General features: G+C 68.3%; 21 protein-coding genes and 1 pseudogene. 9 read left to right on the top strand and 13 right to left on the bottom strand.

Annotation, left to right across the window (positions count from 1 at the left end):
- Positions 1 to 99 precede the first annotated feature (99 nt).
- The 3 genes from ABZ208_RS13630 (at position 100) to ABZ208_RS13620 (ending at position 1,355) form a co-directional block, all read left to right on the top strand.
- Positions 100 to 486, top strand: a complete 387-nt coding sequence (locus ABZ208_RS13630; RefSeq protein ID WP_356909650.1) for a hypothetical protein — start codon at positions 100 to 102, stop codon at positions 484 to 486.
- A 133-nt stretch (positions 487 to 619) separates the two neighbouring features.
- Positions 620 to 1,006: a DUF6221 family protein gene (locus tag ABZ208_RS13625; RefSeq protein WP_356909649.1), complete on the top strand. Its 387-nt coding sequence runs from the start codon at positions 620 to 622 to the stop codon at positions 1,004 to 1,006.
- Positions 1,007 to 1,166: 160 nt separating this feature from the next.
- Positions 1,167 to 1,355 carry a hypothetical protein gene (locus ABZ208_RS13620; RefSeq protein WP_356909648.1) on the top strand — a complete coding sequence of 63 codons (189 nt, stop codon included), beginning with the start codon at positions 1,167 to 1,169 and terminating at the stop codon, positions 1,353 to 1,355.
- A gap of 50 nt (positions 1,356 to 1,405) precedes the next feature.
- On the opposite strand, the gene ABZ208_RS13615 is transcribed toward ABZ208_RS13620, so the two are convergent.
- The gene (locus ABZ208_RS13615) at positions 1,406 to 1,669 is read right to left on the bottom strand and encodes a winged helix-turn-helix domain-containing protein (RefSeq protein ID WP_356909647.1); all 264 of its coding nucleotides are present in this window, start codon (positions 1,667 to 1,669) and stop codon (positions 1,406 to 1,408) included.
- Between the two features lie 152 nt (positions 1,670 to 1,821).
- On the opposite strand from ABZ208_RS13615, the gene ABZ208_RS13610 reads away from it, so the two are divergent.
- Positions 1,822 to 2,001, top strand: coding sequence for a hypothetical protein (locus ABZ208_RS13610; protein WP_356909646.1), 180 nt, complete (start codon positions 1,822 to 1,824; stop codon positions 1,999 to 2,001).
- A gap of 152 nt (positions 2,002 to 2,153) precedes the next feature.
- Here ABZ208_RS13610 and ABZ208_RS13605 read toward each other — a convergent pair whose 3' ends face one another.
- Positions 2,154 to 2,381: a helix-turn-helix transcriptional regulator gene (locus ABZ208_RS13605; protein WP_356909645.1), complete on the bottom strand. Its 228-nt coding sequence runs from the start codon at positions 2,379 to 2,381 to the stop codon at positions 2,154 to 2,156.
- Positions 2,382 to 2,668: 287 nt separating this feature from the next.
- Here ABZ208_RS13605 and ABZ208_RS13600 point away from each other — a divergent pair, with 287 nt between their 5' ends.
- The gene (locus tag ABZ208_RS13600; RefSeq protein ID WP_356909644.1) at positions 2,669 to 2,896 is read left to right on the top strand and encodes a hypothetical protein; all 228 of its coding nucleotides are present in this window, start codon (positions 2,669 to 2,671) and stop codon (positions 2,894 to 2,896) included.
- A gap of 627 nt (positions 2,897 to 3,523) precedes the next feature.
- Here ABZ208_RS13600 and ABZ208_RS13595 read toward each other — a convergent pair.
- Complete coding sequence (locus tag ABZ208_RS13595) at positions 3,524 to 4,066, bottom strand: hypothetical protein (RefSeq protein ID WP_356909643.1); 543 nt, start codon at positions 4,064 to 4,066, stop codon at positions 3,524 to 3,526.
- A gap of 196 nt (positions 4,067 to 4,262) precedes the next feature.
- Here ABZ208_RS13595 and ABZ208_RS13590 point away from each other — a divergent pair, with 196 nt between their 5' ends.
- Both ABZ208_RS13590 and ABZ208_RS13585 read left to right on the top strand, forming a co-directional pair.
- Positions 4,263 to 6,641 carry a hypothetical protein gene (locus ABZ208_RS13590; RefSeq protein WP_356909642.1) on the top strand — a complete coding sequence of 793 codons (2,379 nt, stop codon included), beginning with the start codon at positions 4,263 to 4,265 and terminating at the stop codon, positions 6,639 to 6,641.
- Between the two features lie 149 nt (positions 6,642 to 6,790).
- Positions 6,791 to 7,339, top strand: coding sequence for an SMI1/KNR4 family protein (locus tag ABZ208_RS13585; RefSeq protein WP_356909641.1), 549 nt, complete (start codon positions 6,791 to 6,793; stop codon positions 7,337 to 7,339).
- 112 nt (positions 7,340 to 7,451) lie between these two features.
- Here ABZ208_RS13585 and ABZ208_RS13580 read toward each other — a convergent pair whose 3' ends face one another.
- Positions 7,452 to 8,069, bottom strand: a complete 618-nt coding sequence (locus ABZ208_RS13580) for a TetR/AcrR family transcriptional regulator (RefSeq protein WP_328401275.1) — start codon at positions 8,067 to 8,069, stop codon at positions 7,452 to 7,454.
- Positions 8,070 to 8,196: 127 nt separating this feature from the next.
- Here ABZ208_RS13580 and ABZ208_RS13575 point away from each other — a divergent pair, with 127 nt between their 5' ends.
- Complete coding sequence (locus tag ABZ208_RS13575) at positions 8,197 to 9,174, top strand: oxidoreductase (protein WP_356909640.1); 978 nt, start codon at positions 8,197 to 8,199, stop codon at positions 9,172 to 9,174.
- A 162-nt stretch (positions 9,175 to 9,336) separates the two neighbouring features.
- Here ABZ208_RS13575 and ABZ208_RS13570 read toward each other — a convergent pair whose 3' ends face one another.
- Entirely contained in the window at positions 9,337 to 10,191 is an 855-nt protein-coding gene (locus tag ABZ208_RS13570) for a polysaccharide deacetylase family protein (protein WP_356909639.1), read from the bottom strand.
- Between the two features lie 120 nt (positions 10,192 to 10,311).
- Positions 10,312 to 10,447, bottom strand: a pseudogene (locus ABZ208_RS13565) (IS630 family transposase); the annotation flags it as partial.
- Between the two features lie 88 nt (positions 10,448 to 10,535).
- Here ABZ208_RS13565 and ABZ208_RS13560 point away from each other — a divergent pair.
- Positions 10,536 to 11,084, top strand: a complete 549-nt coding sequence (locus ABZ208_RS13560) for a hypothetical protein (RefSeq protein ID WP_356909638.1) — start codon at positions 10,536 to 10,538, stop codon at positions 11,082 to 11,084.
- A gap of 16 nt (positions 11,085 to 11,100) precedes the next feature.
- Here ABZ208_RS13560 and ABZ208_RS13555 read toward each other — a convergent pair whose 3' ends face one another.
- The 7 genes from ABZ208_RS13555 to ABZ208_RS13525 form a co-directional block, all read right to left on the bottom strand.
- A complete protein-coding gene (locus ABZ208_RS13555) occupies positions 11,101 to 12,924 on the bottom strand; it encodes a glycoside hydrolase family 15 protein (protein WP_356909785.1) in 1,824 nt (607 codons plus the stop codon).
- A gap of 254 nt (positions 12,925 to 13,178) precedes the next feature.
- The gene (locus ABZ208_RS13550) at positions 13,179 to 13,529 is read right to left on the bottom strand and encodes a peptidase inhibitor family I36 protein (RefSeq protein WP_356909637.1); all 351 of its coding nucleotides are present in this window, start codon (positions 13,527 to 13,529) and stop codon (positions 13,179 to 13,181) included.
- 718 nt (positions 13,530 to 14,247) lie between these two features.
- Positions 14,248 to 15,036, bottom strand: a complete 789-nt coding sequence (locus ABZ208_RS13545; protein WP_356909636.1) for an ABC transporter ATP-binding protein — start codon at positions 15,034 to 15,036, stop codon at positions 14,248 to 14,250.
- Entirely contained in the window at positions 15,033 to 15,929 is an 897-nt protein-coding gene (gene ntrB / locus ABZ208_RS13540) for a nitrate ABC transporter permease (protein ID WP_356909635.1), read from the bottom strand. Before ntrB ends, ABZ208_RS13545 begins: the two co-directional genes overlap by 4 nt.
- Positions 15,926 to 17,158 (bottom strand): CmpA/NrtA family ABC transporter substrate-binding protein, encoded by a 1,233-nt coding sequence (locus ABZ208_RS13535; protein WP_356909634.1) that lies wholly within the window; start codon positions 17,156 to 17,158, stop codon positions 15,926 to 15,928. Before ABZ208_RS13535 ends, ntrB begins: the two co-directional genes overlap by 4 nt.
- A gap of 164 nt (positions 17,159 to 17,322) precedes the next feature.
- Complete coding sequence (locus ABZ208_RS13530; protein ID WP_356909633.1) at positions 17,323 to 17,646, bottom strand: MazG-like family protein; 324 nt, start codon at positions 17,644 to 17,646, stop codon at positions 17,323 to 17,325.
- Positions 17,647 to 17,731: 85 nt separating this feature from the next.
- Positions 17,732 to 18,742: a hypothetical protein gene (locus ABZ208_RS13525; RefSeq protein ID WP_356909632.1), complete on the bottom strand. Its 1,011-nt coding sequence runs from the start codon at positions 18,740 to 18,742 to the stop codon at positions 17,732 to 17,734.
- Between the last annotated feature and the right edge of the window lie 13 nt (positions 18,743 to 18,755).

Below are 18,755 nucleotides of genomic sequence, written 5' to 3'. Positions count from 1 at the left end.
AGCAGCCCGGGCCACTTGTGTAGCGCGCTTGACATCACCCGCCAGTCAGAGGAGTCTATGTGTAGCGCGCTACACAAGGTGGCGTCGGAGGGGAGAGGCATGGACATCACCGCTGAGCAGATCGAAGACCTCTACCACGGGCACACCAGCACCATCGACCGCGGCGACGACTACAACGTCCTTCGCCGCGAAGACGTCGCCGCCCTCGTCGAAAACGGAGACATCGACACCGACGACGACGGCGTCCCCCTCGACCACGAGTGGCAGACCCTCGCCGAAGCCCTCTCATTCCAGTCCGACGACAGCCCCCGCGAGCGCGCCCTGATCGCAGTCGAGGATGCCGCCGCACGCCTGGCCCGCGCTGAAGGCGAGCGCAACGAAACCATCCGCAAGGCACTCGACGCAGGCGCCGCCGTCATCTCCATCGCCAACGCTGCGGGACTCAGCCGCGCCCGGATCTACCAGATCCGCGACGGCCGCCGCTGAACCCCGCCACTGTCGGCCTGGCCTGAGACAATCGACCATCCCATTCGCGCCGATGGCTGCGGCGCACTCGAACCCGCCCGTCGGACCCCACCAGGGACAGCGCCCCGACGGGCGGGACACAGACGGAGGCGGCGTGGAACTGGTCGACTTTCTCAGGGCCCGCCTCGACGACGACGAGCAGGCGGCGCGCAGGGCTGGTGACTCCTTCCGCCAGATCGGGGAGACAGGCGTCATCGTCGCAACCGAAGGTGACCGCGCCGAGGAGTGCGCCTCCGCGAACTGGGGCGGTATTGCCGAGCACATCGTCCGCCACGACCCGGCCCGCGTCCTCGCCGAAGTCGACGCCAAGCGGGAGATCCTTCGCCTGCACGACGACTCCACCACGGCCCTCATGGTGGCGTCGGGCACAGTGCTGGCCGGTGGCGTGAAGATTCGGCGCCGCGCCTACGAGGACGTGCTTAAGCTCCTCGCCCTGCCCTACGCCGGCCACGAGGCGTACCGCGAGGACTGGCGGCCGTAGCCGTCGGGTACGACCCAAGGAGTCCACCCCCAGGAGGCCCACGTGAACTGCCCCAGATGCGGCGGCTCCGCGCAGCAAGGACCGAACGGCCAATGGCTGTGCGCCAACTGCGGTCCCATCGCCACCCTCCCGCCCGAGCCGACGACGATAGGGTCCCAGCATGACCGGAAGCCCGACCCCGCCTGACCACTCGGAAATCACCCGCACCGAATGCACGAAGTGCGGCACCGAGATCTACGGCATCGACGGCCGATACGCCTGCCCCCACTGCGGCTGGGTCAACCACTGGTCCGAAGGCCACCGCCTACTGCCCGCAGCGGGCGAAGACACCGACCACCCCGGGCACTGAGCGGTACAGCAGCAAGCCCCCGCCGCAGATGCGGCGGGGGCATTCGTGCGTCAGGAGTCAGCCGGCTGCTCGGCGACGAAGGTGCCCTTCGCCGGGACCGTGATGACGAGCCCGCGGTCCCGCAACTCCCGCACCGCCCGGCGGGCAGTGTGCAGCGCGACCCCGTACTCCTCCATCAGCGCCCGCTCCCCAGGCAGCATCGCCCCCGCCGGGATCCTGCCCGACGCGATCTGCTCTGCGATCCGGTCCGCGACCTGCACGTACACGTACACGTGACTGGAATGGTCAACGCCCGGGGTGTCCGATTCGCCCACACTGCGAACCTAGGACCGCATGCCGCACCCTGCAGTGGCAGGAAGCGTCGTGCTGCTGTATGCAGCGGTGTGCAGCGGTAAGGTGACCACGCAAGACCCCCGCAGCCGCGGTCACGGCCCGGGGGTATGGACACGCCACAGGAGGGCGCGCCATGAGCCACGATACCGAGCACCCGCCGCCACGCCAGGGCACGCCGATGACAGCCGGCCAACTGTGCTGCTGCTGCGACCGGCCCATCGCCCGCGGGCAAGCCGTCCGCGTCGAGCAGTTCTCCGCAAGCGGCGCCCGGCCCGACAACTGGCGACACCGCACCTGCAGCAGGCGGCGCTGACCGGCAGCTTTGTGCCTCTCGGGCAACTTCTTGTCCGATCTGGAGGTATCCGCTACTGAACGGCCAACCAGTCGGTAACAGGTCGGCATCGCCTTCGGAAACCTAGTTGCGAAAGCTTGCCCAGGGCGGCCCGGGTGAGCGACCGTTAACGCCTAGCCGAGGAGGTCCGACGGATGAACGCCAAGGTCACGCGCGATCAGCAACAGGTGGCTGATCTTGATCTCCGCCCCGCCCTCGATCCGCTGGATCGTGGACCGGTCGATCCCCGTGCGGTGCGCCAGCTTCTCCTGCGTGAGGTCGGCGTACATGCGGGCGTCGCGGATGCGTAGACCGATCCGCCGGCGGGCATCGAGGATCCACTGAGGCTGATCGGCTGGCACCCCAAAACGCTGTGCCGACCAAGATCATAAGTCAGCAGCAAAATTGAGGCATTGTTCGATCATGGGTTCCCGCGACGGATAGGGCACCCTGCGGCGTAGATCAGAAGAGGAGTCGCCCCAGCCCTGCGGCGCACTGGCATATGCCGCAGGGCTAGAGCTACTGTCCAGGAATCGAACGCCTGTTCACCTAATCGAGTGAAGAACTGCAGCTTGTGCGTGCCGTTGGGCAGGAGAACGTGCGAGCGCCTCCCCTCACATCCCCTGTCGGAACAACAGCAGGAGACGGCATGGACAGCGAGATCCTCTCGCTCTACACCTGGACCCCCGGGGTCTGCTTCCGGCATCCGGAACTCAGTGAGACCGACACAGTGAAGGTCAAGACCCTTCACCCAAGGTCCAGTCCGGACCAGGATCTCCGAGTCTGCCGTCGTTGCCTACTGGCGCTCGAAGCCATAAGGCGTGCTGCTGCCGAGGGTGCCGGCGATGTGTACGAGCCGGGGCACGTCGCCGAGTAGGGGAGTGGCGCCAACCCGAAGCCCCGCCCGCGATTCCGCAGGGGCGGGGCTCTTTGCTGCTCAACGCCTGGTCGGCGCGCACTTAGGGGGCTCTCCGCTGGGGGGAATCTGGGGAGCGGTGGGGGGGGTGGGGAGGGTTCGGGGGGAGTCAAGTGCCTCACTCGATCTCAACCGGTCTCACTCAAGACAACTGAATCTCAGCAGGTCAAGGGGGTGAGCGGGACTCGCGGTCGAGATCGCGCAGGTCCAGGATGTCAGGGTGACAGAACCCGGCGTACAGCCCGACTCGTCTGCCTCCTACGGCTTCTGACCAGTGAAAACGCAGGTCAGAGGCCCTTTTCGCGTATGGGTGATCGCGGCGGATGCGACCGCGTGGGCTCTCGACCATCTGACCGGGTTCGGTCGGCGGACGCGGAGGGCAGCGTGAAGCGCGGTGCGGCGCACCTGCACCACCCTCGTGATACGGGACGCACCCTGCGCGGGCTGCTGTTCAGGGTGTTCGTCCGGGCGACCGGCGGTGCGGTGTGCGCCACGTGTGCCGAGGTGCAGCGCTCGGGGCCGCCCGACGCCGGAACTGTCATCTGATCCCTCCTTTCGGCCGGGGCCCGCCGGCCATGGGGCGCGGCGTCACTCCTCGTCGTCCTCGTCGTCCTCGTCGTCCTTGAGGTGGTCGGGGTCGAGGAAGTCGACCAGGCGTTCATCGACCGGCAAACCGGTTTCGTCCTCGTCGATGAGCATCCGGCGCAGGATGTTGAGCGGGTAGAAGCCCTCGTAGGGACCGGCGTCAGGGAAAGCGACACAGGGGGTGTCGAGGGCCGGTGTGTCGGCGGGATCGAACAGCGGCGGCAGGGTGCCGTCGTCGAGGGGTTCGGGCGTGTACTTCCACACCATTCCGTGCTCGCGGCACATCATCTCGCCGATGTACCAGACCGCGCCTTGCACGAAATCGTCACGCCGTCGCTGGGAGTCGATGTCCTCGGAGCTGTCGAACGTCTCGCGGATCAGGCCGTCGAGGATGTCGAGCGAGGCCGGGGTGAAGTCGAACCGGCCGGCCGCCCCGGTGTTCTCGGCCCAGTGCGGGAACGCGGCCTGTCGTTCGGTCAGCCACTCCAGAAGTTCCGGGTGGCGTGCCGGATCGTCGGCGGGGTGGTGGTTGGTGTGGTCGCTCATGCCGGTCACGCTAGCGCGGGAGTGTGACGGTCAACTGTGTGGGATCTTCACTGAGTTGACACATGCAACGTCAACAATACGCTGCAACTCACAGCCCGTCAGCTTCTAGGCTGGCCGGTGGGGTGGTGGAGACATGTCACGGGGGCCCTTCCCCGCCTTCCCTTCCTGTCCCATGCGCCCCCACAGGGACACGTACGTGAGCACACCTATAACGGTCCGTTTACGGCGGCGCCTGGCCTCGGGCCTCGCGGTCGTCGCTTCCGCGGGGATGATGCTGGTGGGTCTGCCCGCCACCGCATCCGCAGCTCCCGGGGACTACGCCAAGATCACATCCGGCGGCAGGTGCGACAAGATGCACCTGAAGAAGACCTTCCCCCGCACTCCCGACAACTCCGGCGCGCCCACCGGGCAGCACCACTGGACCCGGTCCGGCCCGGATGAGGAGTACTACTACAACAACGACTTCAAGGGCTTCGAGAACGTTCCCACCCCCACCCAGGCCGACCTGAACGCGGCCGGGTCCAGCCGGGCGGACATCGACAAGTGGGACGCCGAGTACGCCAGGTCCAAGGACCCCGAGGACATGAAGCGCGCGATCTACGCGCGCTATCACCGGCACAAGAAGGAGTCCGCCAGCCCCAAGCCGTTCCGCTCCTGGGTGCCCCGCTACCTGATCAACAACCAGGCCAACGGGGCAAAGGGCGGCGTCTTCGAGCGTAAGACCGTTCAGGACTTCAACCTTGTCGGCCCCGACTGGCTCTGCGAAGTCACGATCGAGATCTACGACAAGGACGGCAACAAGATCGCCTCGCGTCGTTACGACGCTTACAACCAGCGCACCGGCGACCTCGGCGAGTTCAAGTCCAACGGTAAGCGCAAGATCGATCAGTTCAGGAACGACAAGATCATCCTGCGCCACAAGGACGCGAAGTACGACTTCACGAAGTCGAAGTTCACGATGTTCACCGGCGAGAAGCCCAACGGTGTCACCAGCCGCGAGTACGCGGCCGAGAACAAGGCCCTGCGTGCTGAGCGCGGTACCGGCAACAACCCGATCCGGATCGCGGAGCGGAGGGCGACCGGCAAGGGCCTGTGGCCGCAGACCAAGTACACCAAGTCCTACCCGGTGTTCAACCCGCGGCCGAACACCGGCACCCAGGGCCCCATCAACTCTCTCGCCTACCAGTCCGGTAAGAACCCGGCCCAGGCCCGGCAGATCCAGGCCGAACACAACCGGGTCGACACCCGTTCCGCGCTCGGCCGCGGCCCTGGCGGCGTGGACTTCTCCACCCTCGAACTTCAGTACGTCGGCAACCCCGTCAAGGGCAAGGGCATGGACTACTCCATGAAGGCCGACTTCATGCCCGACGAGGACACCAACCCCGGGTGGGGCGGCGAGGCCAAGCTGACGCTCGCCTCGGACGCGTTCTTCACATGGCTGGCCCTGTCCCCGGACCGGATGTGGGTGAACCTGAACCCGGACCAGCCCGACAAGATCATGGACAAGGCGTTCGGCGAGACCGATGCCGGCCGGATCCTGCTGGAAGCCGACATGGAGATGAAGCGGGACTGGTCCCGCGCCCTGGATCCGAAGAAGTCCCCGGGCCGGGAGTTCATGGCCGCGGCCCCGAAGGTCGACGGTGTTCCGTGCTGGGGTCCGGGCCGCAACTGGATCGTCCCCGACCGGGCGAAGGTGCGAGAGCAGGACGGCGGCATCTACATCCTCGACGCCCCGCTGAAGGTCAACCACGCGCCGATGGACTTCACCACGCCGGTACCCGGTGAACGCTGCGACAAGAAGCTGACGCAGGCCGAGAAGGAGTACAGCGTCCGCCTCATGAAGCAGTGGATCATGCCCGCGGTCCAGGAGAAGGTCAACGAGGATCCGAAGTATCAGGACCTGCGCTCGGTCTACCGCTCGCGGGTCGCGGCGGAGTGGATCCGGCAGCAGGACGCGAAGAAGCCCACCGACTTCCGCCCCGTCATCGACAGCAACAACCTCAAGCGGTGGCCGCTGCGCGGCGAGAACAAGAACTGGGACAAGCGCACGGTGTGGGAGGAGATGCGCAAGTCCTTCACCGAGGGCGAGTACAAGTACGAATGGCCCTCCGGCGGCACCATCTACACCTTCACCGTCGGCGGAGTGGACTTCTCCCAGTCCCCGAAGCGGAACATCTCCGGTGTGGAGTTCCGGACCCAGCACCGTGAGCTTCCGCGGACCACGAAGGACTCTGTCCGCGCGGAGACCTCCGCCCGCGACAGTGACACCGCCTTCCTCGGCGGCAACGGGGCGGCCAAGACCGACGACGGCAAGCCCGACCCCACCCCCACGCCCACGCCGACGGACCCCGGGAAGCCGGACCCCACCCCGTCCCCGACCGGCCCGGGTACCCCGGACCCGACGGCGACCGTCCCGGGCAAACCGGGCGGCAACACCCCGGACCCTGACGGCGGCCTCGCCGACACCGGCTCGAACACCCCGGTCGGGCTGATCTCCGCCCTCGCCGCCCTCGCGGTGGCGGCCGGCGGACTCCTCGTCCGGTGGCGCCGCCGCCGGGCGAACGCCGAGAGCTGACCGGCAGCACAACCTGATATCGAACGGCCCCGCACCCCGTGGTGCGGGGCCGTCTCCCGCATCCACACACGTCCGGTCACGTGATCATTCCGGCCGCCCGTCCCAGGTCACGCGGCGAAGCGCCACACACGTCTCCTATGATTCCGGTCATGGCACGCTTTGAGGATCTTCGCCACTCTCTCTGGGACACCAGTAGCCGGCACGGAGTGCAGCCGCCGCTGACCGACCAGCTGATTGCTGAGGCCGAGCGTTTGCTGAACGTCGCACTCCCCGGTTCCCTGCTCGACCTGCTGCGCCATCAGAACGGAGGCGCGGTCGCGGACAGCCGGAATGCCTTCCCCACGAGTCAGGCGACCTCATGGAGCGCCGACCACGTCCCGTTCGACCTCGTCATGGGCATCGGCCGCCACGAGGAAGCACTCTCCATGCTCGACAGCCCGTACCTGGTCCAGGAATGGGGGCTCCCCACCGCGGTGGTGCTGGTCTCGGGTGAGGGGCCCTGCTGGATCGGGCTGGACTACCGAGCCTGCGGCCAACACGGGGAACCCTCCATGACCTGGTTCGACGCCGAACTCAAAGCAGAACTGACCCTCGCCCCGAACTTCCGGTCCTTCATCGAGGGGCTTACATCTGCCAGTGACTTCGAGAGTGACTTCGAGAGCGCGCACCACGGAGACGTACCCGACGGACCTCATTGACCCCGCAAGCCAACAGTGCCGTCAGACAGCATGAGCCTCGCGGCGGTGTGCGCATGGGGCGAGCACGCTGTCCTTCATGCCTGACCGGCGTCCGCTTCGGTCGGCTTGACGGCTACGACGGAGCGCCCTGTGTCAGGGCGCCGGCGCGGGCGGCGGCGAGCGTGATCCGCACGGCCTGGTCGGCGGTGCCCTCCTCGACCGGATCGGCACTGACCAGCAACCGGAAGTAGATCGGAGCGGCCAGCGTTTTGAACAGCTCGACCGGATCGGTCCCTGCCGGGAGTTCGCCCCGCTCGATGGCGCGGGTGACCACGGGCTCGGCCCGCCGGAACCGGTCGGCGAAGATCCGCCGCCGCGCCTCGGCGATCTCCGGCAGCCGGCCGGCGTCGGAGTACATCGCGGTCTGCACCGCCCTGCCCACCGGGCCCGTCATGCTCTGCACGAGCGCCCGCGCGAGCGCTTGCAGGTCGGTCTCGACGGCGCCGGTGTCCGGAGTGGGGATGTCGGTGGCGAAGTGCTCGGCAAGCGCGTCGACGACCAGGCTCTCGCGGTCCTTCCAGCGCCGGTAGAGCGTCGTCTTGTGCACCCCGGCCCGCTGGGCCACGCCCTCGACGGTCAGCTCGGCATATCCCCGGTCCAGCAACTCGGCGAGGGTGGCGGCGCGCACCGCCGCCTGTGCCTTGCGGCCGCGTCCGACCGGGCGGGCGGGTCCGGAGGAACCCAACTCCATTGCAACTCCTAGTTGCGTTAATGGGTAATCACGTGTCAGGCTCCAGCGTATCGCAACTGGAAGTTGCATTGAGAGGGTTCCTGCCCAGCTGCGTGCCGGACGCCCTCGACCTAGGAGAAGGAAGGCCATGCCCAGCGCTTCCCGTACGTGGACCCTCGACTCCATCCCCGACCAGTCCGGCCGCCTGGCGGTGGTGACCGGAGCCAACAGTGGCATCGGCCAGGTCACAGCAGAGGCGCTCGCTCGCCGGGGCGCCCATGTCGTGCTGGCCTGCCGCAGTCCCCAACGGGGGCAGGCCGCCCTGGATCGGCTGCTCGCCCGGGCACCCGGCGCCCATGCCGAGGTGCGCCTCCTCGACCTGGCCGACCTTGCCTCCATACGCGCCTTCGCCGACGACTGGGACCATGACCGGCTCGATCTGCTGGTCAACAACGCCGGCGTGGCCATGGTGCCGTTTGCCCGGACCGCCGATGGTTTCGAGTCGCAGTTCGGGATCAACCACCTGGGCGCCTTCGCCCTGACCGGGCTGTTGCTGCCCCATCTGCTCGCCTCGCCCGATCCGCGGGTGGTCGCCGTCAGCAGCGAAGGCCAGCGGTTCGCCCGCTTCGACCTGGACAACCTCAATGCCGAACGCCGCTACAGCGCGATGTTCGCCTACCTGCAGTCCAAGCGCGCCAATCTCTACTTCGCCACCGAACTGCAACGCCGCGCCGACGCCGCCGGCCTGAGGCTGCGCAGCGTGGCCGTCGCCCCCGGACTCACCCGCACCAACGTTCTCACCGGCGGCGCCAACCGCAACCGCGGCCGACTCTACGGAGCGTTGACCCGGCTGCTGGTCCGAGTCGCCTTCCGGCCGACCCCCGAAGGCGCCAAGACCTCCCTGTACGCCGCGACCGTCCCGGACCTGCCGGGCGGAGCGTATGTCGTGCCCGACGGGCCGCTGCAGCTGCGCGGCGAGCCCGTCCTGCGCAACCGGGAGCGCGCCGTCCGTGACACCACCACCGCCCGCCGGCTGTGGGAGCTGTCCGAGAAGCTCACCGGCGTTGACTTCCGGCTGTCCGAGGATGCCGCATGCACCACCTGCCCAGGAGCCCTCGATGAGTGAGTCCGGTGCTCCTGGTGGTCCTACGCGATCAGCACGGACACGGGCAGTTCGGCCGTGCCGGACGGGCTCGTCCTTCCGGTCCGGCCGGACCGGAAGGACGCCAGGGCACTCGGCGAGAAACGTCTCGAACTCCCGCCCGGCGAGCTCGGAGCGTTCGACGGTCTAGAGGTAGTCCTCCAGCCGGGCCACCGTGAAGCCCTGTTCCTGGATGTGGCGCAGCAGGTTCGCCGTCATCTCGGTCATCGTCGTGCCCTTGAGGTCGGACGGACCCCGGAAGTGGGCCAGGATGATGTCGCCCGGATGGAGCTTCTTGTCGCCGCGCTGGTACTGCATGTTCGTGATCTGCATGGACTCGCGCCAGAGGACGATCGCCTCGATGCCGCAGGACCCGGCTGCGGCCCGGGTGGTCTCGTTCCAGTTGCCGTAGGGCGGGCGGAACAGCCGCGGAGTCGTGCCGTATCGATTCTTCAGCTTCTCCTGCTGGCCGCATATCTCGTGCTTCTGGGCCGACGCGCCCAGGGTGCGGAGGTTCGGGTGGGTCAGGGTGTGGTTGTGGACGCCGTTGCCGAGCTGCTGGAGCTTCTTGAAGTAGTCGTGGTCCTCGCGGATGACGGACTCCGTCAGGAACATCGTGAACGGGATCTTCAAGTCCCGCATCATCGTCACGAATTCGGGGTCCTTCTCGGCGCCGTCGTCGAAGGTCAGAAAGACGATCTTCTCCTTGGTGGGGATCTCGCTGATCACCGGCACCTGGCCGTCGGCCGCCCCTCGTACGATCGGCTTGGCCGTGGGAGGGGCGGGCGGCGCGGTCGGCGGCTTGAGCCCCCACTTGCGGTAGGCGGCGTCGGTTTCCGCCTTCGCGTCCGTGTCCGTGCCGCCGGGCAGCTTGCCCTGCGGCACGGACGCAGAGGGTTCTCCGGTACGGGAGTCCGCCGCGCCGGCCGCCGTACAGCCCGTCGCCAGGACCGTCATGAGAACGGCACAGGCAAGTGCCGTGCCCCCGATGCCTCTGCCCATCCGTGTCCACCCCATGTCCTCGTCAGGCCGTCAGCCCTCCTTGCCCTGCTTGATGACGAACAGGCCTTCGAGGTTCCATGTCCGGCTCCACCGCCTCGAGTTGGGTGACATACATCGGTGCCCGTCGGGGCGTGCGGCGCGGTTCGACCTCAGGGCAGTCCAGGTGTGGGTCGTCGGCGACCGGGTAGCAGGCGTGGCAGTAGGTGATGGCGTGGGTGCGCCGGTAGGTGGCCGGCAGCCGGTCGGGACGGACCCTCGGACAACCCATGGGCACGGCGCCATGCCTGTTACGCCCCGGGCCGCAGCGAGATCACCCAAGTCGTCGCCCGAGGTACGGTCTTCATGTGATCTACCTGATTGGCGGCCCGCCACGGGTGGGCAAGAGCACCCTCGCGTGGATGCTGCTGGACCGAGAGGGCCTGCCGGGATGCCCGACCGACGCCCTGGTGTCGATGCTGCAGCGCGCTGCGCCCGAGCACGGCGTGCGGCACGGTACGCATCCGGACAAGGCAGTGCCCGCCCAGCCGTTCCTCATCGAGTTCATCCGTGCGGCTGCGGAGGCTCTCGACGACTCCGATCCCCAAGACGGCTATGTGGTCGAGGGCGACATCGTCACACCGGCGGCGGCCACGGCCGCCGCCGATCTCGGGTTGCCTCTGACCTCCGTCTTCCTCGGAAATACGAAGCTGACCCCCGAACATCTGCGGGCCGCCCCGGACTGGCTCGAGGGAGCCGATGACAGCACCTACCGGGAGATCGCCGCGTGGGTCAGGGACCAGAGCACTGCCCTGCGTGAAGCGTGTGCGGCCGGCGGCCATGTCTACGTCGAGTTGGGGAACGGCCACGCGCAGGGCCTCGAGCGGGCCTACTCCACACTGGTCGAGAGGGCCTGACCGTCCCCGTGCCCGGTCAGCCCAGTGCCCGGTCGAGGTTGAAGGCCGCGCTGATCAGGGCCAGGTGCGTGAATGCCTGCGGGAAGTTGCCGCTCTGCTCGCCGGTGCGGCCGATCTCCTCGGCGTACAGGCCGAGATGGTTGGCGTACGTGAGCATCTTCTCGAACGCCAGCCGGGCGTCGTCCAGGCGTCCGGCGCGGGTGAGCGCCTCGACGTACCAGAACGAGCAGATCGAGAACGTGCCCTCCTCGCCCTGCAGTCCGTCCGGGCTGGCCTGCGGGTCGTAGCGGTAGACCAGGGAGTCGGAGACCAACTCCTCGCCCAGCGCGTCCAGCGTGGACAGCCACTTCGGGTCGGTCGGGGAGATGAACTTGGCCAGCGGCATCATCAGCACGGAGGCGTCGAGCACGCTGTCGTCCTCGTGCTGGACGAAGGCGTTGCGCTCGTTCGACCAGCCACGCTGCATGATCCGGAAGTAGATCGTGTCGCGTGTCTTGCTCCAGCGCAGCAGATCGGCGGGCAGTCCCCGGCGTCTGGCGACCCGGATGGCCCGTTCGATCGCCACCCAGCACATCAGCCGCGAGTAGAGGAATTTCTTGCGCCCCCCGCGGGTCTCCCAGATGCCCTCGTCGGGCTGGTCCCAGTTGCCGCACACCCAGTCGACCAGATGGCAGACGGTGTCCCAGTGCGCGCTGGAGATCGGCTCTCCCCACTTGTCGTAGAGGTAGATCGAATCGATGAGTGCTCCGTAGATGTCCAGCTGCAATTGGTCGACGGCCTGGTTGCCGACGCGTACGGGGGAGGAGCCCAGATAGCCCTCCAGATGCGGCAGCTCCCGCTCGGGCAGTTCGCAGCGGCCGTCGATCCCGTACAGGATCTGCAGCGGTGCCGAGCCGTCGTCGGCGCGCCGGATGCGCTCGGTCAGGAACTGCATGAAGGAACGGGCCTCGTCCGTGAAGCCCAGCCGGAGCAGCGCGTAGACGCAGAAGGCCGCGTCGCGGATCCAGACGTAGCGGTAGTCCCAGTTCCGTTCGCCGCCGATCTGCTCGGGCAGACTCGTCGTCGGCGCTGCCACGATGGCGCCGGTGGGAGTGTAGGTGAGCAGCTTGAGCGTCAGCGCGGAGCGGTGCACCATCTCGCGCCAGCGTCCGCGGTAGCGCGACTGCGACAGCCACTGCCGCCAATACCTCACCGTGGCCTCGAAGAGATCCGCGGCCTCGGAGCGGGGACAGGCCCGCGGTGCCACATCGCCGCCGACCCGGTCGAGGGCGAACACGGCAGTCTCTCCCTCGTGCAGCTTGAACAGCGACCACACGTCCCGGCCGTCGGTCTCGAACGGCACGCTGGACGTCAGCGCGAGCGTGAGCGACGGCGACTCGAACAGCGGGCAGGCGTGCTCGGTGCGGACGGTGTGCGGCTGGGCCCCGTAGTCGAAGCGGGGCGCCACGTACGCGCGGAACGGCAGCGAGCCGCGGACGCACACCACCCTGCGGATCAGGCGGTGCCGGTCGGCCTCGCGCGAGTTGTCGGTGATGGGCATGAAGTCCTGGATCTCGCCCACGCCGTCGTCCGCGATGAAGCGGGTGATGAGCACATTGGTGTCGGGGAAGTAGAACTGCTTCGTCCGCGTCGGGACGTCGGGGGCGAGCTCGAAGGAGCCACCCTTCTCGGCGTCGAGCAGGGAGGCGAAGATGCTGGGCGCGTCGAAGCGGGTGCAGCAGTACCAGTCGATCGTGCCGTTCGTCCCCACCAGCGCGGCACTACGCAGGTCCCCGATCAGCCCGTGCTCGGAGACCGGCAGATACCGGGGTGTGCCCGCGCCTCCGGGGCCGCGGGCCATGCCAGGGATCTCATTGGTCGCAGCCCCAGCGGTCACGGGTCGGCCCTCCCTCTGCCTGGCGGCATATGGTGCCCATACCGTGCAATTCATGCTAATCCGCCAGGGCGCGCGGCGGAGTCTGCCCAGGTCAGGCGGCTGGGCGAGAGGGATTCATTCACCCGCCGAGGGCATCGCCACGGCGCTGCTGTGCGCCAGGCTTCTGGTGGCCGCAGCAGCTCCCGCCGTCGAGGGCGGGAGCTTCACACGGATTCGGCTCAGCAGGCGCCCGGCCCGACCGCGTCCATCCGGCCGCCGAAGTCGCCTCGGTAATCCCTGCGCCAGTCGCCGTTGCGCGCCTGGCGCTTCTCGGTGGGCTCGTACGCGATGAAGCAGGCGTCGGTCGACGCGACGAAGGAGCCCACGTGGTCGTGGAGGGACGGGGGAAGATCGCGGTAGCCGCTGCCGGCGGTCCACTCCCACGAGGAGCCGCCGAAGTCCGCCTCGCTGAAGAAGCAGACGGACCCGCCGGGACAGGCGGGCACCGCGGCGGCGGCCTGGGCGGAGGCGGGGGCGGCCGCCACCGTGAGAAGGGCGGTCGCGGCAAGGGTGGCAAGGACGGTGGTCATGCGTCGAATGGTCATGATCGACACAACGCGCGCAATGGCGAACGGTCACCCCGACCAGGTGCCGCCTGTGCCGTCAACCCTTCCGGGTGGCACGGTGATCCGGCCCGGTTGGCCGCAGTGTCCATGTTCCCCCGTGCGTTTGTACACATACGGCCCGTGACGGACTGGGGGGCCCCGCCGGTATCGTCGTTCGAGCGGCGAGGCTTTCGTCGCTCTCCAAGTCCCCACCGCGGCAAGCGACTTGTCGGATTTCGCGTGAGGAGGACAGATGAGCGGTACGGAGAAGTCGCGACGCAATGAAAGGGGCCCGGTCTGGGGAGCCCTACCTTCCTGACCAGTCTTGCGCGGCTGGCGCTCGACTGGTTCAGGGGGCATGCCGCCTGATCGGACCCACTTCTGTTCACCAGTGACCGCAATCGCGGTCGCACCGCGCGTCCTTGCCCGACGTGCGGATCCGGCGGGGGGTGCGTGGCTGCGCACCCCCGCTGCCCACTGTAGGGCGGACGGCGACCCCCGTCAGGTGCCCAGGGAGCGCTTCGCGACCCGGATGAGGTGCGCCGCGATCGGACGGTGGTCGCACGACGGGTGTGAGGCGGCCGCGGGAGGTGATCCCAACCTGCGAGGAGGCGCCGACGCAGGCTGAGACCACCACCCGCAGCCGCCTCACACCTCTTTCGACGGCTCGGCGCAGATGTGTCGACCCTGGGACCGGCCGGCGCTAGGCGGCCACTGCCTGGTCGGCGAGCAGCAAGGCGGCCAACTGCTCCTGGGTACGGGAGTATGCCGGGTGGTTGGTGATCGTCGCGCGGTCCCGGGGCCGCGGGATCGGCACCGGGATGATCGTGCGCACGGACGGCTCCGGCGGGTTGGACATGACCACGATCCGGTCGGCAAGCAGAATCGCCTCATCGAGCCCGTGCGTGACCATGAGCACCTTCTCGGTCTCCGACTCGTTGCCCCACAACTCGACGAGTTGTTGCTGCAATCGCGAACGGGTGAGCGCGTCCAGCGCACCGAACGGCTCGTCCAGCAGCAAGGTGCGGGGTCCCACGGCGAAGGCCCTGGCGACCGCGGCGCGCTGAGCCATGCCGCCCGACACCTGCCCCGGTCGCTTGTCGCGGTGCTCCCACAGCCCGACGGCGGTCAGATACCGCTCGACCATGTCGTCGGCCTTTGTCCGAGCCCAGTCCGGACGTGCCGCGCGGACGGCCTCGCGCACATTGGCGAGGAGGCTCAGCCGGGGCAGCAGCGAGTAGTTCTGGAAGACCATCGCCCGTTCCGGACCCGGCCCGGTGACAGTCTGAGCGTCCACCACGACCTCACCCGCGTCCGGGCGGACCAGCCCACCGACCAGATTGAGCAGCGTCGACTTGCCGCAACCCGAGTGGCCGATGAAGGAGACGAACTCTCCTTCATCGATGGTGAGGTCGACACCCCGCAGGACATGCTGAGCGGCTGCCCCCCTTCGGCGGAACGTCTTGTGCAGCCCACGGATCTCGACGGTCACGACTGAACCTCCTCGATTGCAACCTTGCGCGAGACCCGTACCAGAATCACGTCAAGGACCAGGCCGACAAGACCGATGAGCACGATCGCGGCGACGACAGAGCTGAGGTTCCCGGCGTTGTACGAGTCCCACACGAAGAACCCGATTCCCGCATTGCCGGAGAGCATTTCGACCGCCACGATGACCATCCATGCGATGCCCATCGACAGCCGCAGTCCGGTGATGATGGACGGCAGAGCGTTCGGCACGAGCACATGCCGCAGGTATGCGAGGCGCCCGAACCGGAAGACCCGCGCAACATTGCGGTGGTCCCGCGGGATTTCCGCGGCGCCGGCCGCGGTGTTGATCAGCGTGGGCCAGAGCGCGGTAATGAAGATCACGAACACCGAGGCCTGGTCGGCGTCCTTGAACACGGACAGCCAGATCGGGAACCAGGCCAGCGGCGACACGGGGCGCAGCACCTGCACCACCGGGTTGAACGCGAGCCAGGCCCGGCGGCTCGCGCCGATGAGCAGGCCGGCCAGCACTCCGACCACAGCGGCCAGCGCGAAGCCGGTGAACACCCGCTGCAGCGAAATGCCCAGTTGCCGGCCTATGCCCTTGTCGTTTGGGCCATTGTCGTAGAACGGATCCGCGAGCAGATCGGCCAGCGCCCGGGCCCCGTCGAGCGGGGCCGGAACGTCGGCCGAGTGGGACGTGGCGAGCTGCCAGAGCAGCACGACGGTGGTCGTACCGACGACGGCCCAGCCGAAGCCGCGGCCGACTTCGGCGAGCTGACTCCACCGGGCCCCGGGGACGGCGGGCCCGGCGTCGGGCGGGCCGGACGGCTCCGGCTGCGTGGTCGGCTCCGTTGCAGGATCAACCTGGTCCGTGCCGGTCAGCGAGCTGGTCATGAGCGCTTTGCCTCCTCCTCGGGCTTGGCGGGGTCGAACGTCGCGCCATCGAGCTTGAGGGGGAACGGGCTCATGTCGTCGCCCGGTACGTCGATGCCCTCCTTGGCGGCGACCTCTTCATAGAGATCGCGCAGGATGATCTCGTCAGCGATCTTGGCGTAGGGCGGTGCTTCCTCGATCAGCCCGAAGCGCTGGTACTGGGTCAGGAACCAGATCGCGTGCGCGCGGCGCGGCGCGGAGGCCTTGCCGTCGCGGAAGAACATCATCTGGTCGCCGCTGTACTTCTTCTCGCCGAGGTCCGCTCCCAGCTGGTAGGTGCCCAGCAGCCGGCCCTCGATCTCCTTCGGCGGCGCGTTGACGTACTGCGCGGCGCCGATGGTCGTCGCCGCCTTCGCGCGGTTGTCCAGGTCATCGAGCCACTTGGCAGCCTTGAGGACAGCCCCCATCACATCGGCCAGGACGTCTTTGCGCTCCGTCGCGAACTTGGCGCCCGCGACCAGGGCCTTCTCCGGGTGGTGCTGCCACAGGTCCTGGGTCGTCAGGTGAGTGAAGCCGATGCCCTGCTTGACGGCGACGGCGTTCCACGGTTCCCCGACGCAGTAGCCGTCCATGTTGCCGACCTTCATATTGGCGACCATCTGTGGTGGTGGAACCGGAACGATCTTGACGTTCGACGCATCGGCCTTGGTGGCTTTCAGCCAGTACCGCAGCCAGGTGTCGTGCGTGCCGCCGGGAAAGGTCATGGCCAGGGTCGGCGACTTCTTCTCCAGCAGTGACCGGGCGGCCTCCAGGTCCGCGTAGCCGGCTTCGGCGAAGTCCTTCTTGAGGGTGATGGCCTGGCCGTTGTTGTTGAGCACCATGGCTATCTTCAGGTCGGTCGAACCCGTGCCCGCGATCTTCGACGCAACCGACAGGGGGAGACTGAAGAGGGCGTGAGCGGCATCGATCTGGCCGTTGAGCAGGTTGTCCCGGGTAGCCGGCCACGAAGCCTGCTTGATCAGCTCGACGTTGAGGTCGCGCTCGGCGAAGTACCCGAGTTCCTTCGCCATGATCAGCGGCGCACAGTCGGTCAGCGCGATGAATCCAAGTCGCACAGTACGGCCGGGCTTGGCCGATGAGGATTTGTCGTCGGCCGTTCCGCACGCGGTGAGGGCGCTGCCCAGTGAGGCAGTCAGGGCGGCTGTTCCGGTGAGGCGCAGGAAGCCTCTGCGCCCGAGGTTCTGTTCCATGGCCAGAACGTAAGGGTGTACCGAGACGGGGGAATTGCGCGTGTGTCAAGGGTGTAGATCACACACCTCGCAGTCCCATGGGCACGCAGTGTGAGGCGGACGAAACGAGCCGCGACTCGCCTGGACGCGATGCACGCGGTAGGTTCCCACGGCATGCGGACGGCTCAGCCGCGTGACTGATCCAGTGAGCGTTTTGCGACACGGTCCAGGTGGGCGGTGAAGACCTCCTCCGCCGCCGGTGTCAGCGTCCGCAGCGCGACCATCGCCGTGACGATCACGTCGCACAACTCCGCCTGCACGTCCTGCCAGTTGTGCGTCGTGCCCTTGCGCGGGTTCTGGCCGGTCGCGCCGATGACCGCCTGGGCCACCTCGCCGGTCTCCTCCGTGAGCTTCAGCATCCGCAGCAGCACCGCCTGCTCGGGCGGCAGATGGTTCGCCTGCTCCAGCCAGGCGTGCAGGCGGCCGATGGTCTCCCACTCGTAATCCATGGCCGCAGCCTCCCATGGGGGCGGGGCGGCCGGGGACGGGCCGGAGGCTGCGTGTGCCGCTCTGTCCGGTCCTTGGGCCCGTTCCTCAGGGGGCGGTGGGCGCCGAACAGCCGTGGCGCGCCGCCGAGTCCCGGGCGAAGCGGCGCAGGTCCTTCAGTTCCGCGGCGTCGAGCAGCTTCTTCGCCGGTTCGCGGTCCGCGTTCCCGGTCGTCTCCGCCCAGTACATGCCGGTGCCCAGCGCGCCCTTGCAGCGGGCCGAGGCCCACGCCATGTCGCGCGCGTTGCCCGCAGGTCGGGACCGACCGCCGTACGTCCCGTCGCGACCGCCCGCGAAGGGACCGTACTCGGCCTGCAGGGCCAGGCCGCCTTCGAGGACGCAGTACTCGACCGGAGCCGTGGCCGCCGCGGTCTCGCGGAAGGCATTGTGGGACTTCAGGCCCGTGCAGGTGCCCTTAGGGAATTCGGCGGCGACGCTGGTGTCGGGAGGCGGCGGCGCCGGGTCCACCCGGTCGATCCGGGTACCGGGGGTCGCGTCGCAGCCGGTGCGCTCTGCAGTGCGCTGCGCCGTGGCGGTCGCCACCCGGGCGAGGCCCACCCGGTCCGTCGAGTACCGGGCCTGGGTGGTGACGAGGATGCCACTGCCCTTGCGGGCGGGCCAGTTGGGGCAGTCGAGCAGCACGGATGCGTCGAGTCCCCCGTCCTCGTCCTCGGCGACGATGAAACCCGACCAGCCGGAACCCAGGGGCACCGGCAGGACGTCGTCACGTCGCTGGAAGGTGTAGGTGCCGTAGGGGCTGTGAGCGCCGGCGGTCGTCTCGATGTCGATCCACAGGCTGCCGATCTTGCAGTTCGTGGCGAGGCCCGCAGGCTCCGTGACCTCGCTCGAGACATCGAACGTCCCGCTGGTCAGCTCGAAGTCGTCGCCCGTCATGTCCAGCACGTCCGACACCGGCAGCATGCCCGAGCACGCCTCGGACAGCCGGTGCTCGGGCGAGCGCTGCTCCAGCCACAGGTACCCGCCGCCCACCAGGGCCGCGGTCAGCAGCGCCGCCCCGCCCCGCTTCACCCAGATGTTGATGTCGTGCCACCACCGCATCGCAGCAGGCTAG

It is taken from the genome of Streptomyces sp. NPDC006208 (assembly GCF_040613775.1).
GTDB lineage: Bacteria > Actinomycetota > Actinomycetes > Streptomycetales > Streptomycetaceae > Streptomyces.
Note: the sequence above shows the minus strand (reverse complement) of the source record. Positions and strands in the feature narration are given on the sequence as shown.

Bases quoted from the DNA above. Each gene is read 5' to 3' on its own strand.
- ABZ208_RS13595 (WP_356909643.1), bottom strand. From the start codon at position 4,066: ATGAGCGACCACACCAACCACCACCCCGCCGACGATCCGGCACGCCAC.
- ABZ208_RS13580 (WP_328401275.1), bottom strand. From the start codon at position 8,069: ATGGAGTTGGGTTCCTCCGGACCCGCCCGCCCGGTCGGACGCGGCCGC.
- ABZ208_RS13530 (WP_356909633.1), bottom strand. From the start codon at position 17,646: ATGGATTACGAGTGGGAGACCATCGGCCGCCTGCACGCCTGGCTGGAG.
- ABZ208_RS13630 (WP_356909650.1), top strand. From the start codon at position 100: ATGGACATCACCGCTGAGCAGATCGAAGACCTCTACCACGGGCACACC.
- ABZ208_RS13610 (WP_356909646.1), top strand. From the start codon at position 1,822: ATGAGCCACGATACCGAGCACCCGCCGCCACGCCAGGGCACGCCGATG.
- ABZ208_RS13525 (WP_356909632.1), bottom strand. From the start codon at position 18,742: ATGCGGTGGTGGCACGACATCAACATCTGGGTGAAGCGGGGCGGGGCG.
- ABZ208_RS13555 (WP_356909785.1), bottom strand. From the start codon at position 12,924: ATGGCCCGCGGCCCCGGAGGCGCGGGCACACCCCGGTATCTGCCGGTC.
- ntrB (WP_356909635.1), bottom strand. From the start codon at position 15,929: ATGACCAGCTCGCTGACCGGCACGGACCAGGTTGATCCTGCAACGGAG.
- ABZ208_RS13570 (WP_356909639.1), bottom strand. From the start codon at position 10,191: ATGGGCAGAGGCATCGGGGGCACGGCACTTGCCTGTGCCGTTCTCATG.
- ABZ208_RS13600 (WP_356909644.1), top strand. From the start codon at position 2,669: ATGGACAGCGAGATCCTCTCGCTCTACACCTGGACCCCCGGGGTCTGC.
- ABZ208_RS13535 (WP_356909634.1), bottom strand. From the start codon at position 17,158: ATGGAACAGAACCTCGGGCGCAGAGGCTTCCTGCGCCTCACCGGAACA.
- ABZ208_RS13620 (WP_356909648.1), top strand. From the start codon at position 1,167: ATGACCGGAAGCCCGACCCCGCCTGACCACTCGGAAATCACCCGCACC.
- ABZ208_RS13585 (WP_356909641.1), top strand. From the start codon at position 6,791: ATGGCACGCTTTGAGGATCTTCGCCACTCTCTCTGGGACACCAGTAGC.
- ABZ208_RS13575 (WP_356909640.1), top strand. From the start codon at position 8,197: ATGCCCAGCGCTTCCCGTACGTGGACCCTCGACTCCATCCCCGACCAG.
- ABZ208_RS13550 (WP_356909637.1), bottom strand. From the start codon at position 13,529: ATGACCACCGTCCTTGCCACCCTTGCCGCGACCGCCCTTCTCACGGTG.